This is a genomic window from Paenibacillus sp. WC2504, assembly GCF_052682475.1.
The window spans coordinates 717,322-734,966 of the sequence record NZ_JBQZFH010000001.1; the positions used below are offsets into that span (position 1 = coordinate 717,322).

A 17,645-nucleotide genomic window follows, 5' to 3' on the forward strand; every position below is an offset into this window, starting at 1 on the left:
TGTGGAACATATTCGCGTATCACGATTGAAAACCCGTGTATCCTTAGTAGTCTGCGTAATCGATGGCATGACCTCACAAACTCCTCTTGGCAACAACACGACCACCGTATTTCTAGAAGGCACCCGTTCGAAAGCAATTAGTAAATCGAATGGTTCCTATATATTTAATGATTTACCGTCCGGTGAATACCGTCTTGTGGTAAGCAGCGAGCACTATTTTCAAGAACAGACTCTAATTACTATAGGAACCGACAATTTAATAGAGGTTGTTCAGTTAAAACCGCTGCCTTCCTATCCGTTTTCCCAAGGGGCTGGACTCATCCGTGCCATGCTTCAGGATGCGGATGGAGCTCCAGAGCGTAATGCCAGTTTGCAGGCCACGATTCTAACCGAAGAGTGCGCAAGGGCTCGCGTTATGGCAGAACAACTGGATAAGGGAGCGGAAGAGATAACACTAGGGGCGTTTACAGGTGTTATTTCTGCAGGTGATACATACATACTTCGAGGACGAGGTGCTAAAGCCGCAGAGGAGATCATCCAGATTGCGGAAGTTGTCGAGCATCAGAAACGCTTTCGGTTGAAGAAAAAGCTGACTAAAGCGTTTGCTAGAGGCTCCCTTTTGCTGCCTGTCCAAGAAACACGAGTTACAGAACGCGGAGAGGCTGTGATTGCTTTTCGTGGCAATCGAGTTTCGGCTTTTCAGACAGCATTGGTCATTACATATGGTTCTAACAAGCATTTGACGAAGGAAGTTCTTGTAACGGAAGGAACGACCGCCAATCTTGGCGTTATTCGTCTGACCTAACCCTAATTAGTAGAATGGACACGTCCATCTTCTATACAAAAATGACAAGCAGAAAGGAGAGAACTGGTTTCACGTCTATGGCTGCGCAATTGATATGAATGCCATATTGACGGAACTGGGGAACAATGGCTGACTATTTATCACCTGGAGTCTATGTGGAAGAGTTTGACAGCGGTGCACAACCGCTTGAAGGTGCAAGCACAAGTACGGCCGGGTTTATAGGGCTTGCGCAAAGAGGGGAAATTGAAGGTGTCCCTCAATTGGTAACGAGCGTAGCTGATTTTCATCGTTTATTCGGCAGCTACTTGTCCGAGAACGAATTCGGCGAGTATCGCTTCCTTTCTTACGCTGTTGAGCATTTCTACTTAAACGGAGGTTCCCGCTGTTACGTTATGCGTGTAGCGCCAACCGATGCCAAAGTAGCAACGAACAAAGCGGAAAGCAACAAAGAATCCGCTGTTCTCCAAATTGCTTCCAAAAACCCTGGAACATGGGGCAACCAAGTTCGTATCGTTGTTGTGCCATCGAGCAAAGCCAAAACACAAATCTACGAAGTGCTCAGCGAAACGCAATACCGTGTGAAAAATAACGCTGGCTTTAACGTAGGCGACGTTGTTGCTTTCGAAGCGGCTGGCAAAAAGCAATACAGTAAAGTCATCGCATCCCAAGATAACATCATTGAGCTTGCTGTAGAACTGGAAGGCGATGTTGTAGACGCTGGTCTGCTTCCTGCTAAAGTTTTGACGACTTGCGAATTTACTTTGCATGTATTCTACGGCGATGAAGCTGAGACTTACGAGAAAGTATCCTTGAACATCTCAGCAGCTAATCATATTGAGAAAATCGTTTCCCGTTCCAACATCATTACGGTGAAGGATTTGACGGAGGGTAAAGATCTTGGCGCTGTCGCTCCTTTCGAGGTGCTTTCCGGCGAGGATGAATCCGTTGGGAAATTCCAAATCGCCCTGTCAGGCGGAAGCAACGGTTCCATCGCACAAGTAACGCCTGATATCTTCATGGGTGTAGACCGTGGACCTGGTAAACGTACAGGAATCCAGTCTTTTATCGACAACGATGTTGTCAGCATCATGGCTATTCCTGGTGTAACGGAGCCTACCGTTCAGCTTTCTCTGGTTGCTCACTGTGAAAACCTAGGCAGCCGTTTCGCTGTTCTTGACATTCCGCGCGAGAAAACCAAAGTTGCCGACGTTATGACGCACCGCAACATTTTTGATAGTTCTTACGCAGCGATGTACAATCCATGGCTTCAAGTGTTCGATCCATTAGATAAAAGAAATATTTCCATCCCGCCATCAGGGTCTGTTATCGGTATTTACTCCCGTTCCGACCAAACGCGTGGCGTACAAAAAGCGCCTGCTAACGAAGTCGTTCGCGGTGCCGTTGGTCTGGACTGCCAATATAACAAAGGCGAGCAAGATATTTTGAACCCGCAAGGCGTTAACTTGATTCGTGCTTTTGCCGGACAAGGAATTCGCGTATGGGGTGCTCGTACAACGTCCTCTAACGGATTGTGGAAATATGTTAACGTTAGACGTTTGTTCATCTTTATTGAAGAGTCCATCAAGAATGGCACGAACTGGGTCGTTTTCGAACCGAATGATGAACAGCTTTGGGCTCGCGTACAACGTACCATCGATGCGTTCTTAACGCGTGTTTGGAGAGACGGCGCTTTAATGGGCGGAAGTCCGTCCGAGGCGTTCTACATTAACATTGGCCGCAGCACAATGACACAGGATGACATTGACAATGGCCGACTCATTTGTGTGATCGGGGTAGCACCGGTGAAACCTGCCGAGTTCGTGATCTTCCGTATTACTCAGAAAACAAGAGAAGAATAGTTGAAACGTTAGATATTTCTTACATTAGGAAAGGGGTATAACATGGCTGGCGAACGTAGGGATCCATACCGCAATTTTAGATTTAGAATTGAAGTAGAAGGAATTCAGCAAGCTGGATTCAGTGAAATCTCCGGATTTGACGCTTCCCTTTCGGTAATTGAATACCGTGAAGGCAATGAAACGATTACACCTCGGAAGCTTCCGGGGCTTGCAAAATACGGTAACATCTCACTGAAGTGGGGAGTTACGGACTCCATGGATATGTACAACTGGATGTCCGAGTCCATTCAAGGGAAAGTTTCCCGTAAAACGGTTACGATCATCGCGATCAACGAAGAAGGCGGCGACGTAGCCACTTGGCAGGTTATTGAAGCATGGCCGTCTAAGTACTCAGCACCAAGCTTCAAAGGTACAGGCAATGAAGTTGCCATTGAGAGCTTAGAGCTTGCTCATGAAGGTATGACACGTACGAAGTAACGATTGTTAGAGTAGGCGCCGGAGCAGCAGTCTCCGGTTCCTATCTCTTCTTTTTTTCAGCTTAAAGCATAAGGAGGAAACCATCATGGCTTTCAAAACAGAATACGAATTCGAACTGCCTAGAGGATATGTCGATGAGAATGGTAACCTGCACAAAAGAGGCGTTATGCGCTTAGCGACAGCTGCAGATGAAATCCTGCCTATGCGTGATCAACGCGTTCAGCAAAACCCCGGTTATCTGACTATTATCTTGTTAACGCGTGTCATTACGAACCTTGGCGATCTGCGTGCTATTGATACAAGAGTCGTTGAGAAATTTTTTACGGCGGATCTCGCATTTTTGCAAAATTTTTATCGTCAAATTAATGAAATGGAAGTGCCGAGAGTGCACACGAGTTGTCCGAAATGTGAGCATGAGTTCGATGTGGACGTGTCTTTTTTGGACGAGATGGCGGGGGCATAACCGGATATCCCATTGACAAGATCTATGAGGAAGCGGGCTTTATTGCTTACTATTTTCATTGGACGCATGATGAAATCATGTCAATGGAACACAAGGAGCGCCGAACGTGGTGCGAGGAAATTTCCCGCATCAACCGCAATTTGAATGACGAGGGTAAAAAGCAGCCTGACAATCCGTTTGATGTGTTCGGTAAGAGGTGAGTAACAAGTGAAAATATCCAAACCGCATAATGTTGGCAGCGCATTTCGATTTGTAGTAGAGCTTGACGGGCTGATCGTTGGAGGTTTCTCTGAAGTGACCGGCATGAAGTCGGAGACGGAGGTAAAGCCGTTATGGGAAGGTGGCGTCAATTCGCACCCCCACTACATGATCGAACATACGAAGTATCCGAACATTGTGCTCAAAAGAGGCATCACCAATTCCAGTGAACTGTGGGATTGGTACGATAGCGTTACTCAAGGCAAAATCAAACGAAAAAACGGCTCCATTATCCTGCATAATCAGGCGGGAACGGAGATGTGCCGTTGGAATTTCTTTGGGGCCTTTCCCGTGAAATGGAACGGACCGGATTTGAACGCCACCAGCGGAAGTGTAGCAATCGAGTCTATCGAGCTGGTACATGAAGGTTTGAAGACGATTTTTAAAAAGTAAAGAAGACGCAAGTTAACGCCACAACGCTTAGGGGGATTGTTTATGAAATCTCGACAATCAAATAAACCCCAGGTGAAGAGGAAAAAGGCCAAGAAAGCTATTTGGCAGACTTCGACGGCGAACAGCAGCTCCGCAGGTCGTACAGCAAGGGAATCCAATCAATTTGCGACAGGGATTGTTGGCAAATATGGTTTTTGGCGAAACAACTATTTAGGATTGCTAGCCCTTATTTTTAAACAAAATGGGAAGCACACCCGCAAACAATTAGCGGCATTAACAGATCCGAGTGATCGAGCATGGGTTATCCAGTTGGAAATGCTTTTGCAAAGCTTGCAGCATCCGGAATCGGCACCGCTCATCACGAAGCAACAAACCATTCGTCAGATTGAGCAACTTATGACGAATGCCGGATATAAGGTTCCGGCAGCCCAAGCGTTATCGCACAGATCTTCAAGTCCATTGGATGCAACTTCAGCTCATTTGCAAGATGAGCAGCCGACTGAGAAGCCGGTTAAGAAAAGAGGGCGCAAAAGCAAAAAGCAGCTCGAAACGAAGTCATCCGTTAACCATATAAATGATCCGCAAATGATCCCTGAATTTTCGCATGAGAAAAGGATCAAACCTGAATTAATTAATCACGTTAATAAAGGAAGCTTACCGTTAATCAACCGCTCGATTGGGCAGATTGCTGCTTCGATAGGGATGGTTGGCAGCAACCGGCGTCCGATGCCGGAACAGCAGTCGCAAGTGGTAAGCAGACATCAACATACAACTCAAAATATCAACATACAGCTTAAAAACATCCACCTTTCTCATAGAAATGTCTTCCATGAAAAAGGAGATCAGTCTGCAACTCGCACTGGTTTGAATAATGCAGCTAAGACCAGTCATATTAACGTGGCTAATCATGTAGAGGCTATTCAACAAACCTCGCGTTTACTCGAACAGTTTCAAGAGGGCAAGTCATCTGTGGGAGTTTTGGAAAAACAAGGTGCTGCTTCTTTTACTGTGCCGAGTGTAAGGGTAAGTTCGAGAGCAAATGGAAGTGCAAGTGTAAATGCAAGTACAAATGCAAATACAATTGCAAGTTCCGGTCAGCCTTCTGTTTTGCAGATAGCCAAACAATATTTAAATGGCGTAGTTCAGCCTCGGTTGGTCAGTAAGATGCAGCATCAGCAGGCATTTGAAGACGTGGCAACTACAAGCTTACAGGCATCGTTTCCAAAATCACTGCCAAAGCTTGGTGAAGGCCCCTTTTCGACAGGGACAGCACCAGCTACCGTACAATTTATCAATAGTTTGCTAGTAAGGAATGCTTCACAGGAGGCGGCAGCTGCGGCTTCAATAGATTCAATTCCGACATCTCGTGGAAGCGATGTGAGAGAGGCTTCAACATCCAAAGGTTTCCTGACAGCGAGAAAGGTTCCTGTTGCCATCAATGCGTCTCGCTTAACATCAACCATTCCCTTTGCTATGCACGCAACAGCTAATTTAACTGCAAGCGCTGAAGCTTGGGGAGGCGCGCCGAGTTCACAACGTGTGTGGCGAAAGCCACAAGGACAAGAGCAAGCACGGATGGATGCACAAGTTCAAGCGCAAGAGCAAACACGCATGCAGGAACGATTGGACATGCAGGTGCTTGAACGCGAGAAAGTGCGGGTGCAGGAGCAAGAGCGGCAGGAACAGGAAAAACAACAACAGCTGCAACAACAAGAGCAAGATCAGGCTAAAGAACATGAGAGAGTGCTTGCCCAGCAGAGTGTAAATAATCAGCATGCCGCACAGCTTCAGGAGCAATTGCAGAGTTTGCAAGAGCAAATGAGTCACGGGGATGAAGCTCAGAAGCAGCAGAATCAGGCCGAAACCAATTGGCAAGTTAGCGTAAGCGATCAAGAGCAAGGTGCTGTTCGAGATCAACGACTAGCGCAAGAGCAAGAGCGCGCGAGAGATCAACAGAGGTTGCAAGAGCAAGAGAGAACGCTAGAGCAACAGAGGTTGCAAGAGCAAGAGAGAACACTAGAGCAGCAGAGAGTACAAGAGCAAGAGAGAACGCAAGAGCAGCAGGGAGTGCAAGAGCAACAAAGTGCACGAGAGCAGCAGGGAGTGCAAGAGCAAGAAAGAGTACAAGAGCAGCAGAAAGCACAAGAGCAAGAAAAAGCTCAAGAGCAACAGAGAGCCGAAGAGTTAGATAAAACACAAGAGTTACAAAGCGTGCAGGAGCAAGAGAAAGCTCGGAATTTAGTGCAAATTGATGTGCAAACGGAAGCTCTTCAGCAAGGAAACAGGCAGCGGTCTAAACAAGTGTTGAATCATGCAGATGATGATCCGACGATTAGGCAGAGAAATAGTGAGTCAAGGAATGTCGGAGCAATTTTCAGGAATGGGAAGCTCACTGACGAAGTAAGCGCAGTTCACCAAATGGTACGCACAGCGGGCAAAATGGGACAGCGTTCCATAATGGAGCACCCCGAGCAGCCTGTGGCTAATCATGTGATTGGACACAAGCTTATTCATAGAAAGCCCAGCGCCATGGAAAATGGTGCAGAAGCAGCTGTGAAAATCCAAAGCAATGAAAAAGTGCTGCAGCAGCTTCTCCATAAACAAAGACAGCAATCTTCTAATGATTCAATTGTTGGAAGTACATATACAAACCCTAATCTTTTGATTAGAGATAGATCTGATAGAATTGATTTTACCGCCATGACGACTCACAAACCGCGAATGTTGCGGGGGGAGAGCAATCAGCGGAAGCATGAGATGACTCATGTTGAGAACAGACAGCTGATTAGTCAACCAAGCCAAATGGGTAGGCCAATGGATTCGGTGAAACAAGTCGGGGGAAGTCGACCTAAAGCGGGGGATATTGTATCCTCAGGACAAGGTGTATACCAACCTTCAAACATAACTTCTGAGATATCTGCAAATATAGCTAAAAAGGCTGAAAACAGCGTAGTGAAATTGGGTTCAGCAAGTCCGCTTGACGGTTACCGTGCTAGTCTGCAAGCAAGTACGCGACTTCAGGAGGCAGAGCGCATTTTCCGCTCTCCAGCAAGTAATGAACGAAGCAGCGCCCATCTCGAACAGCATGTCGAAAACCAAGTGGCTGAGCGCGATGCTGATGTTGTGCAAAGCACCTTATCGCCTGTCAACTTAGCTTCTGAGATATCTGCAAAAATCGCAGAATCCAGTATCTCGAAAATAGGTTCCATGTTTACCGAGATGTCGGCAATAAATGATGGAAAGAGACGAAATGGGCGCATAGTCGATGAGAATTTTGAACGGTCCACTGAAGGTACTAGAGTAGATCAGGCAAGAGGATCAAATACTTTTGGGCGGATGGTTGAAAGGATTTTTCGTAAACCGGCTGAGCAGCCAACCGATTCATCATTACCCCATGAACAAGCTGGACGTAGCCAGTTAATAGTGGACTCAAGTGAAATAGGATCGAATGATTGGACTCAAAACGGCCGGTCTTCGGGAGATTTTGCAGCTGAGATTGCTTCCAAAATAACGGAGAACAGCTTGAAAAGCATGGGGCCAAGTCTTGCACCGGCAGCAGCGGCAATAGGGATACTGCGGAACAGGCAAGCAGATACAGTATTGGTACAGCAATCACCGGTATCGGCTGTCCAAGCCATTTGGAGACAAAGAGAGGGACAGTCTTCTCTGGATAGAAAAATGGAACCTGAAAGCATTAGCCGTACAGTCTACGTTAAAGAATTTATAGAAACAGCAGCCACAGCTGCAAGCGACTCATCTCCTGGAATCGCTCGGAGAAGACCCTCCAGTGCCGCTAGAGAATTGGAAACTTCAGTTTCAATGGTAGGTAGAGCGACCAAAGGTTCACCGGATGAGCGAGCTTCAACTAGCCTAGGCCGAGTAGAGACGTTAGGCTCAAATCTGGTGGATGCAAGCAGATCAACCGAAGTGCATCGACTAATGGAAGCAGAGGCACGTGCGAAGCTTCAACTGCAGGCAGGGAGCGCAATTCAATCGCGGAAGCAGCCTGCCATGGGAGTTAGGCGCGGTGCGCAAGTGGAGCACATTCAGCGGCAAACCATAGCCGCTGAAAGCGAACGCGCGCTGCGCGCAAGATCTGGTTCGCTCAATCAGTCGGAAGCCGGCAGCTTCCTGTCTGATTCCGTAGAGCGAACCATCAGGGCCATGAGCGCGCTGGAAGAAGCACGCGCTCAGGCGGAGCAGCCCGCTGCCGCTTCGCGAGCAGCGGCAAGAGCAGACGCGCGCACGCCCCGCGCGTCGATGGCTCGCCAGCCCGCCAGCATGACACCGCGTGTCATGCCGCTGCTGGCGAGCAGCGCAGGAGCGCGCATCGCTGCTCCTGCGGGAAACGCTGCGGCTTCGCCTGCCGCAGCGGTACACCTCCTGCCCGCCCACGGGACGGGCAGCTTCACACAGGCGGCTGCCCTAGGCAGAGCCGCCGCCAGCACCGGCGCCCCGCAAGCGGGCGGCGCGCCAAGCACCCTGCTGCCTAGCTTAGGCAGCATCGCATCTGCGAGGCAGGAGCACCTGGCCTCGCACCTGCCAACGCTGGAGCACAAGCAGGCTCCAGCGGCTCCTGTACCGAACAGCGCGTTGGCGGATGCCCCGCTGGAGATGGACTGGCTGCGCACCAAAGCGAGCGCAGATGAGGCCCAAATCCCGGCGGCGCCGGTTCCACAAGCGCCGCCGGAGCTGAGCAGCGAGCAGCTGCAGGAGCTCATAAAGCAGATCCCGCAGCTGGATGTCACGAAGATTGCGGATAAGGTGTTCCGCGAACTCGAGAAAAGAATGAAGTTCGAACAGCAGCGGCGTGGACTTTAACTTTTAACCATAACTGTTTACATAGAAGAAGAGGAAAGGACTGACACCTGTGGCACTCAAGAAAGCAATGATTATCGTAGACAAGGGAAACAGCAAAGAGAATGTGCAAGTTTTGTTTAATCCGGGTGAGTATACACTTGATACGAGCAACAGCTATTCTTGGAATACGGTGCCGGGTCTGTCCATGCCTATCGGCCAATTCGTAAGCGGTGGGACGACCACGCTCTCCATGGATTTTTATTTTGACACCTACGAAAAAGGGACCGACGTCCGTGAATATACGAAGAAAATATCCGGTCTGTTAGATGTAGAGAAGGAACTGCATGCGCCTCCGATTTGCCGGTTTGTCTGGGGGTCTCTGGACTTCAAAGGCGTTGTCGAAAAGGTGAATCAACAATTCACCATGTTCCTCGATACGGGAGTGCCGGTTCGTGCCAAACTGAAGGTTACCTTTCGTTCTTGGCACACGAAGAAAGAGCAGCTGCAGACCATTCCCCGCCACTCGGCGGACCGAACGAAACAGAAGATGTTGAAGCAAGGGGAGCAGCTATGGATGATTGCCGCCCACGAATATGAAGATCCCAGCTTATGGCGGGAAATTGCCAAAGCCAATCAGATCGATAATCCGCTAAAAGTTGTAACGGGACGACGTATTGCAGTCCCAAGATTGGACTGATCCGATGGCGACTCTAAGCTTGGAATCCAGTACATTCACCTACGATGATTTAGCTAAGAAGTACAAAGAGTTTTTCGCGCCAGCTTATTTAATTACAGTTGATGGGGCGAAACTTTCTGATAATGTAGCCATATCCACGATACGCGTGGAAACTTCGATTGATGGAACGGCGGATTCTTTTTCATTCCGAATTACGAACGCTTATGATGTGACGAATAATGATTTTCAGTGGCTATCGGATTTTACATTAGGGAAAGCCATCGATATCAGTCTTGGTTATGTGGATAAATTCACACCGGTTTTTACTGGATTTATCACATCCGTCGTTGTTGATTTCCCAGAGGACGGCTCACCCGGTCTCATTGTACGAGGGATGGATTTCTCGTATTTGATGATGAAGGGGACGAAGTCCCGCTCGTGGAACAAAAAGAAATATAGCGATATTGTAGAGGAAATCGCCAAGACCTATGGTGCCAAAGTTCATGTTGATGCAACGACGACGGAATATCCGGTGATTGCGCAAAGCCAGATCAATGACTTTCATTTTATTCAAAATTTAGCTAATTTGGTCAACTATGATTTCTTCGTTGTAGGAAAGAACTTGTATTTCCGCAAGCCGTTAACCGAGATGTCGCCTGTAATGACGCTGGAAATGGGCAAAACGTTGAACAACTTAACCATCGACATGAATCTTGCCGAGCAGATCACCAGCGTGAAAGTACGGGCATGGGATAACAAAGAACTGAAAGTGATCGAAGGAGAGTCGGCCACCATTGCGAAGCTTGGCAGTAATTCCAAGACTGGCAAAGATATACTCGCAGCCAAAGGGGATTTCGTCGAGCATGTTTATACGAATGTTACCTCTGTGGAGGAGGCCAAAACGTATGCCAGTGCCTTGTTGAACAGACGAGCGATGAAGCTGATCAGTGGTTCAGGAGAATGTATCGGCATCCCGGAAATTAGGGCAGGACGGTATATCAAGCTTGGCGGTGTAGGCAAAAAGTTTGATCAGCCCTATTACGTGACCGGCGCTACGCACCTGATTAATGATGACGGTTATACGACGCGCTTTCAGATAGGAGGGAATGCAGTCTAATGTTTAAACTTCCCGATATCACCCTAGGCGGTGTTGCCAACTTCGCCTCCCAGAAAATCGGCGGTGTGATGGTCGCGGTTGTGACCAACAATAACGATCCCGATAAGCTTGGGCGGGTGAAGCTGAAGCTGCCCCTGCAAGAAACGGAAACCGAAACGGATTGGGTTCGCATTGCCACGATGATGGGCGGCAAGGAGATGGGCAGTCTTTTTATCCCGGAAGTGAATGACGAAGTGTTAGTCGCTTTCCATCTCGGGGAGCTGCGTCAGCCTTTCGTGATCGGCATGTTGTGGAATCCGAAGAACAAACCGCCGGCGCCGGCGGAGAAGAACGATCTGCGGATGATCAAATCGCGTTCAGGCCATGAACTATCTTTCAATGATAAAAGCGGTGACGAGAGCATCACGATCAAGACCAAAAAAGGCCAAATCATTGAGTTGAAGGATAAGGACGATAGCATTTCAATTGCCGATCAGAGCGGGAATAATAAGATTTTGATCAAAGGCGGATCGGCTAATGAGATTTCGGTTGTCAGCCAAACGTCCAAAATTACCCTTAACGCCAAAGGCGATGTAGCCATTGAAAGCTCAAAAGAAATCAAAATTAAATCAACGCAAATTAACATAGAAGCCTCCGCAACGATGGCTCTTAAAGCAGGGGCTACACTGGATTTGAAGTCAGACGGCATTATTAATATCAAAGGCAGTATGGTCAAAATCAACTAAACCAAGGAGCGTGGACGGATGTCGGAAGCATTTTTGGGGCGAGGCTGGAAATTCCCGATTCAAGTCGACCCTGCGACAGGGCGAATTCGGATGTCCGAATATGAGGAAGACATTGCTGAAGCGATCCGCGTTATTTTGGGCACCACCCAGGGAGAACGGGTGATGCGTCCGAGCTTTGGCTGCGGCGTGCAGGAGTTTATTTTTGGCTTAACGGACGATACCTCCCTGCATCTGCTGGAAAGCAATATCCAGGAGGCGATTCGCAATTGGGAGCCGAGGGTCCATGAGGTGGATGTGAAGGCTGTGCCGGAAGCGGATGATCCGGGTAAAGTCATGATTCGCATCTCGTATCTGGTGCGTACGACGAATAACTTGTTTAACCAAGTGTATCCTTTTTACTTATACGAAGGTTCGAAATAGAAAGAGGCAGCGGAAACGATGATCATACGTGCAAGAGAGGAGGTGGAGCTGAGCGATGCAACCTCCCAAAATTGACCCTAGAGATATACCGGATCTCATAGCGCAGATGAAGGAAATGGCGCCTTATTACACGCCGGAATGGCGCTTTACGCCTGAGAACCCGGACCCGGGTTCAGCGTTATTCCTTATGTTCGCGGACATGTTTCAAGACAACATCAAACGTTTGAACCGGGTGCCTACGAAAAACCTCATTGCGTTCCTCAACATGTTCGATGTCACACTGCTTCCGGCAAGACCAGCCAGCAGTTATTTAACTTTTGCGCTCAACGAGGGAACGAAAGAGTCTGTGTTTATATCGGCCGGAACGCAGGTTGCTGCTTCAGTAGAAGGCAGTAATATTTTGTATGAAACCGCCCGCAGCACACTGTTGACGCCTGCCCTGCTGACGGATGCTTACGTGACAAGCCGTAAACAGGATAAGATTATTCGCATAGCGGAGGAATTTTTGACCGCCTCCCGGCAAGGTTTGGCAGCCCCGACAAAGCTTTTCCGGCTGCAGGGCGACAACTTGCAGGAGCATGCCATCTTTTTGGAGCATAACGCTCTCTTCACCTTGTCCAGCACGGCGGAGATTGAAATTGAATTCCGCAACTCCAAACGGCGGTTCGAAGAGCTGGCGTTAGCCAGCCAACTGGCTGACCCACAATTCACCGAGTGGTTGTATGCCACAGCGGATGGATGGATGCCTTTTGACCAAGTAAAAGCCAAAGGCAATCGGGTCATCCTTTCGAAAGCGCACGAGGGAGAACTTGGCCTGAAGGAAGTAAACGGAAGAGAAGGCCGATGGATTCAATGTCGGTTGAAGCCTCTTCTGCCTGGCGGGAAAACATTGGCGGACAGCCAACTGTCCATGGACCATATTTCGTTCAAAACCGATTATGTCGATTCGCTTGAACAAGGCGGCATTCAGCCAGATCTCATGTTTTACAATGATATTGCTGCGGATCCGAGCGGTTTCTATCCATTTGGTGATCAGTTTGCGTTGTATGGCAGTTTTTACATCGGCAGCCAGGAAGTGTTCACGAAAAAAGACGGCGATATAAAGCTGAGCTTTGGACTGCAAGCCATTGAGAACCGATTTGGAGCGGAGCCGACGGAAAATATCGATTGGAAATTGGTAATGAAAAAGTCCAAATTCGATAAGCCGCCTGTCGTCCATATTACGGTGCTGCAGGTCGCTTGGGAGTATTGGAATGGTACCACTTGGGTGCGTCTTGAGGTGGGAAAAGAAGCGGAGAAGCTGTTTTATTACCCGAAGGAGCAGAAAGTGCGTAAAGACATTCGCTTCCGCTGTCCGCTTGACCTAGAAGCTACTTATGTGAACGGCAACGAGAACCATTGGATTAGAGCAAGGATTTTACATATCGAAAATGCGTACGTGGCGCAGGCGCTTTACTTATCCCCGTGGATCGATGAGGTCTCTATGACCTATGAATACGAGGATCGTCTTTATCCTGCTGAGCGTTGTTTGGCGCTGAATAATACGGTATTTGAAGATCGAACGCGGCACAGCAAGCAGCTCGAAGGGGGCTTTGAGCCATTTCAGCCGCTAGAGGGCAGCCATCCGGCTCTGCATCTATGTTTTGATTCGCCGCCTGTCAAAGGGCCGATTTCGCTGTATGTTTCGGTGAAACAGCAGCGGTTTGCTGAGCAGGATTTGCCATTGTTAGAGTGGGAATATTTGCGTGCTGGCTTAATGCCCGGACACGCTTCAGAGTGGGTCACACTAAAGGTGATCGACGATACGAACGGTTTGACGCAGAGTGGTACGGTGCAGTTCGTAGGTCCATCTGATTTTGCTGGTGAATCTTTGTTCGGCCGAGAGGGATTCTGGATTCGTGCCGTGAATCGAGACGATAAATACGATGATCTAACAGGACGGATACAGATTCCAACGCTACATGGACTCTACATGAACACCGTTCAGGTGCTCCAACAGGAGACGATTATCGGAGAAGTTCCTGAAGCCAAAGGGTTGGAAGAATTGGAATACCAGCTGAGCCGTACCGGCATCGTTTCGGAAGAAGTCTGGGTCGATGAGACGGAATTTGTAATGGAAGAAGAGATTGCTGAGTACGAAAGAGCTGGCTTGCCACAGATGGAAATTAGCCGAGATTCGGAGGGCAATTTGCTGCAGTTGTGGGTTCGCTGGGTGGCCGTAAGTCAAATGGCCGATTCAGGAAATAAGGATCGCCACTACATGATCGATCGTACGTTTGGCCGGATTCGTGTCGGCGACGGTGTTCATGGCATGCACCCGCCAAAAGGCGGATTGGCGCAGCTCAAAGTGACGTATCAAGTGACTTCGGGGCAAATAGGCAACGTAGGAGCACGTGAAATTAATCAGATGCAGGATTCAATCGCATTTGTCGGCGAAGTGTATAATCCGGAGCCGGCCTCTGGCGGCTGCCAAGCCGAGAAGCTGGAGTCGGCCCTGCAGCGCGGTCCTGAGATGCTGAAGCATAGAAACCGTGCGGTCTCAGCCAAAGATTACGAGTGGCTTGCGCGCGAAGCGTATCCGAACATTGCCAAAGTGAGCTGTATCGCCAATCGAAATGCTTATATGCAAAAAGAGATCGGCGCGATGACACTTGTCATCTTGCCAAAAGAAGGCCAACAGGGAAGCCTTGCGTTTCCTGTGCTTAAGAAACAAGTTGAGCGTTACATTATCGAGCGCGCATCGAGTCTCGTTGCTTTCCCGGAGCGACTCCAAGTGATTGAGCCGGTGTATATGGAAATTTCCGTTTCGGCCATCGTGGCTGTTGAAGGCATGGATGCCGTCGTTACGACGGAAATACAGGCAATGGATAAGCTGAATCACTTCTTGGACCCATTGACGGGGAACTTCGACGGCAAAGGTTGGGCCATCGGTCAGCAAATTCATCCATCTGTATTTTATGCGCTGCTGAAGACGATTCGAACGATCAGCCATGTAGAGAAGCTCTACATGACGGTTTATAAGCTGGAGGACGGCGAGCGCGTCGAGCTGGATGTGAACCGACTCCCGGCTCTCCCGCACGGCATTATTGTGAGCGGCAAGCATAAGGTGGTCGTGAACGCTTTGTAATAGGATGATTAAAGGAGGTGAGCACAAGTGCTGCCAATCCCTAATTTGGATGACCGAATGTTTGAACAGATGGTGATGGAAGCGCGGAAGTCGATTCCCAAGCTGTTTCCCGAGTGGACGGATGAGAATGAACATGACCCTGGGATTACGCTGCTGGAGTTGATGTCATGGATGACCGAGATGCAGCAGTATTACTTAAACCGCATTACGGAGAAGAATGAGCGGAAGTTTCTGAAGCTGCTCGGCATTCGTCCGCGCGAAGCGGTGTCGGCTGTTTGTCATGTGGCATTTTCCAACGTGGATCAGCCGCTTGTGCTTCCGAAGGGAACGCCGCTGAAAGCGATGGATCAGCGCTTCGAGACGGCTCGCACGGTACAGCTTGTGCCTTCGACGCTGGAGAAGGTGCTGGTGCGCACAGAGACGGCGGCTGGCGATTTTACATCCAATAATCAGGCGAAGATTGCTTATTATGCCTTTGGATCAGATGCGATCAAAGGAGCACATCTGTATCTTGGGTTCGATCGGGCGCTGCCGGTGGAAACAGAGGTTTCCTTGGCTTTTCAGCTATACGACCGCTATCCGGTCCGTGTGAGTCATCGGGAAGATGAGGCGGCAGCACCCATCATATCATCCGCAAAGGTCGGATGGACGTTCGCTGGAGCAGGACAAATTGCGGGACAGGGTCAGCGTGGACAAAGCGAGAGCTGGCTGCCGGTGGAAGCGGTAAGCGATACGACGGTTCACCTGTCACAGAGCGGTGAAGTGCGTTTCCGCATCACTTCCGAGATGACGCCCATGGCGCTTTATCCAGCTGACGACCGCAGCCGCTACTGGATCTGCTGTACACTGGAGGAGGACGGTTATGAGCTTCCGCCCAAAATTGAGAAGGTAAGCCTGAACAGCGTGCAGGCGGCAGAGCAGGAAACTTTCAGTGAAGTGACGGCATTTAGCAGTACGGGAGAACCTGATCAATTGTTCGAGGTCAGTTCTTACCTCGCCTTTGGCGGGCTGCACACGGTGCAAGTACAGAATGAGCAGGGCCGTTGGCGCGACTGGCATATCGTCGCTGAGCTTGCGGACTACGGACCGGAGGATCTCGTCTGTCAGCTGCTGCAGGATTCGGCCCGCCGTACAACCCGTCTGCGCTTCGGCGACGGGGTGAACGGCAGCATCCCGCCGCAAGGTGCGCAGCGGGTGCGGCTTATTGCCTACACGGCCGAGTTCGACTACGGCCGTTATATTGGAGGCAGCAAAGGTCTGCCGGGGCAGACCTTTGAGGTCGCTCGCGGCCGCACGTTCAAGCCCAGCAGCATGCTGCTGCAGGTAGGGTATTGGCCGCGTGGGGGAGGCAGCGTCGTGTGGGACGACTGGCAGTCCGTGGATGACTTCGATAATTCGAAGTCCACGGACCGCCATTACGTCTACGACGCTGAAGCCGGAACGATCCGCTTCGGCAATAACGAAGCGGGGCTTGTCCCGCCCAAGTCGGCGGAACCGAATATTCGGTTCCTGGCGCTGCAAGCGGGCGGGGGTGAGAGGGGCAACGTGAAGGACGGCCTCGTGACCGGCTTCACGGAAGAGCACGGCGTGAGCGTGACGAATCCGTTCCCGGCGCGGGGCGGCCTGGAAGCGGAGACGCTCACGCAGGCCAAGCTGCGCGTCCGGCGCGAGCTGGACACGCCGACAAGAGCGGTGACCGGCGAGGACTACGAGCGCATCGCCAAAGCGACGCCGGGTCTGCGCGTCGCGCGGGTGAAGGCGATCCCGCTGTACAAGCCGGGCATGCGGGATTATCCCAAGGTCAAAGCGCCGGCGCAGATGACCGTCGCGGTCGTGCCTTATAGCGAGAGCGATAAGCCGAAAGCAGGCAAGGGCTTTCTGCAAACGATCAAAGGGCATCTGGATCGACACCGGCTTCTGACGACGGAGCTTCACGTGATTCCGGCGGAATATATCAAAATCACGGTTCACGCCGTGGTTGTGATGGAGCCGAAGTACAAAAACGAGCAGCGCCGCATTACCCAAGAGCTGAGACAACTGCTTCAGCCGATGGATCACGGTCAGGGATCGGAGGGCTGGCGTTTCGGCCGGACGGTGTACAAAGGCGATATATACGGCGTTATTTCCCGGATCAAAGGTGTCGTGTATGTGCAGGATCTTTGGCTGGATGCTGAAGGCACCGGTTTTCAAAAGGATGGCGCCGGCGATATTCACATCCCTCCTTATGCGTTGGTCTACTCCGGTAATCACGAGGTGGAGACGATTAGCCAGACGGATCTATAGCTGCTGCAAGGAGCGCTTTGTTGGTAACGCATGTTACATGAGATGAGCACGTATACGTGCATATGTATGTGCATGTGTATGTGTATGAGCAGTACGGGCGGACGCTGAGAGGGAACTATGATCCCTTATTTTTGCGATTTACTGCGAAATGTGCTGGTTAGCGGAACTACGGGGTCTTATTTGCACCCAAGGTGGGTTAAATACAGCAGCAGCGTACAAATAGCGGCCTGTAGTTCCCTTTG

At 50.0% G+C, this 17,645-nt stretch carries 13 protein-coding genes; all 13 read left to right on the forward strand.

The window, feature by feature from the left end; translation table 11 throughout:
* Position 1: 1 nt before the first annotated feature.
* The gene (locus tag ACUN27_RS03350) at positions 2-805 is read left to right on the forward strand and encodes a hypothetical protein (protein WP_445558375.1); all 804 of its coding nucleotides are present in this window, start codon (positions 2-4) and stop codon (positions 803-805) included.
* 125 nt (positions 806-930) lie between these two features.
* The gene (locus ACUN27_RS03355) at positions 931-2,664 is read left to right on the forward strand and encodes a phage tail sheath family protein (RefSeq protein WP_315952955.1); all 1,734 of its coding nucleotides are present in this window, start codon (positions 931-933) and stop codon (positions 2,662-2,664) included.
* A 42-nt stretch (positions 2,665-2,706) separates the two neighbouring features.
* Entirely contained in the window at positions 2,707-3,141 is a 435-nt protein-coding gene (locus tag ACUN27_RS03360) for a phage tail protein (RefSeq protein ID WP_127458508.1), read from the forward strand.
* Positions 3,142-3,226: 85 nt separating this feature from the next.
* Entirely contained in the window at positions 3,227-3,604 is a 378-nt protein-coding gene (locus ACUN27_RS03365) for a phage tail assembly protein (RefSeq protein ID WP_127458507.1), read from the forward strand.
* Between the two features lie 20 nt (positions 3,605-3,624).
* A complete protein-coding gene (locus ACUN27_RS03370; protein WP_315953119.1) occupies positions 3,625-3,804 on the forward strand; it encodes a DUF6760 family protein in 180 nt (59 codons plus the stop codon).
* A 7-nt stretch (positions 3,805-3,811) separates the two neighbouring features.
* Positions 3,812-4,255, forward strand: a complete 444-nt coding sequence (locus tag ACUN27_RS03375) for a phage tail protein (protein ID WP_127458505.1) — start codon at positions 3,812-3,814, stop codon at positions 4,253-4,255.
* A 42-nt stretch (positions 4,256-4,297) separates the two neighbouring features.
* Positions 4,298-9,076 (forward strand): hypothetical protein, encoded by a 4,779-nt coding sequence (locus ACUN27_RS03380; protein ID WP_445558376.1) that lies wholly within the window; start codon positions 4,298-4,300, stop codon positions 9,074-9,076.
* A 49-nt stretch (positions 9,077-9,125) separates the two neighbouring features.
* A complete protein-coding gene (locus tag ACUN27_RS03385; protein ID WP_174806852.1) occupies positions 9,126-9,752 on the forward strand; it encodes a CIS tube protein in 627 nt (208 codons plus the stop codon).
* Positions 9,730-10,848, forward strand: a complete 1,119-nt coding sequence (locus ACUN27_RS03390) for a phage late control D family protein (RefSeq protein WP_326061649.1) — start codon at positions 9,730-9,732, stop codon at positions 10,846-10,848. Before ACUN27_RS03385 ends, ACUN27_RS03390 begins: the two co-directional genes overlap by 23 nt.
* Entirely contained in the window at positions 10,848-11,573 is a 726-nt protein-coding gene (locus ACUN27_RS03395) for a phage baseplate assembly protein V (protein WP_127458140.1), read from the forward strand. The genes ACUN27_RS03390 and ACUN27_RS03395 overlap by 1 nt, the downstream gene beginning before the upstream one ends.
* A gap of 18 nt (positions 11,574-11,591) precedes the next feature.
* On the forward strand, positions 11,592-11,993 hold the full coding sequence (locus tag ACUN27_RS03400) for a GPW/gp25 family protein (protein WP_079410475.1): 402 nt from the start codon (positions 11,592-11,594) through the stop codon (positions 11,991-11,993).
* A 55-nt stretch (positions 11,994-12,048) separates the two neighbouring features.
* Complete coding sequence (locus ACUN27_RS03405) at positions 12,049-15,120, forward strand: baseplate J/gp47 family protein (RefSeq protein WP_445558377.1); 3,072 nt, start codon at positions 12,049-12,051, stop codon at positions 15,118-15,120.
* A 27-nt stretch (positions 15,121-15,147) separates the two neighbouring features.
* Complete coding sequence (locus ACUN27_RS03410; protein ID WP_445558378.1) at positions 15,148-17,403, forward strand: putative baseplate assembly protein; 2,256 nt, start codon at positions 15,148-15,150, stop codon at positions 17,401-17,403.
* The last annotated feature ends 242 nt before the right edge of the window (positions 17,404-17,645 follow it).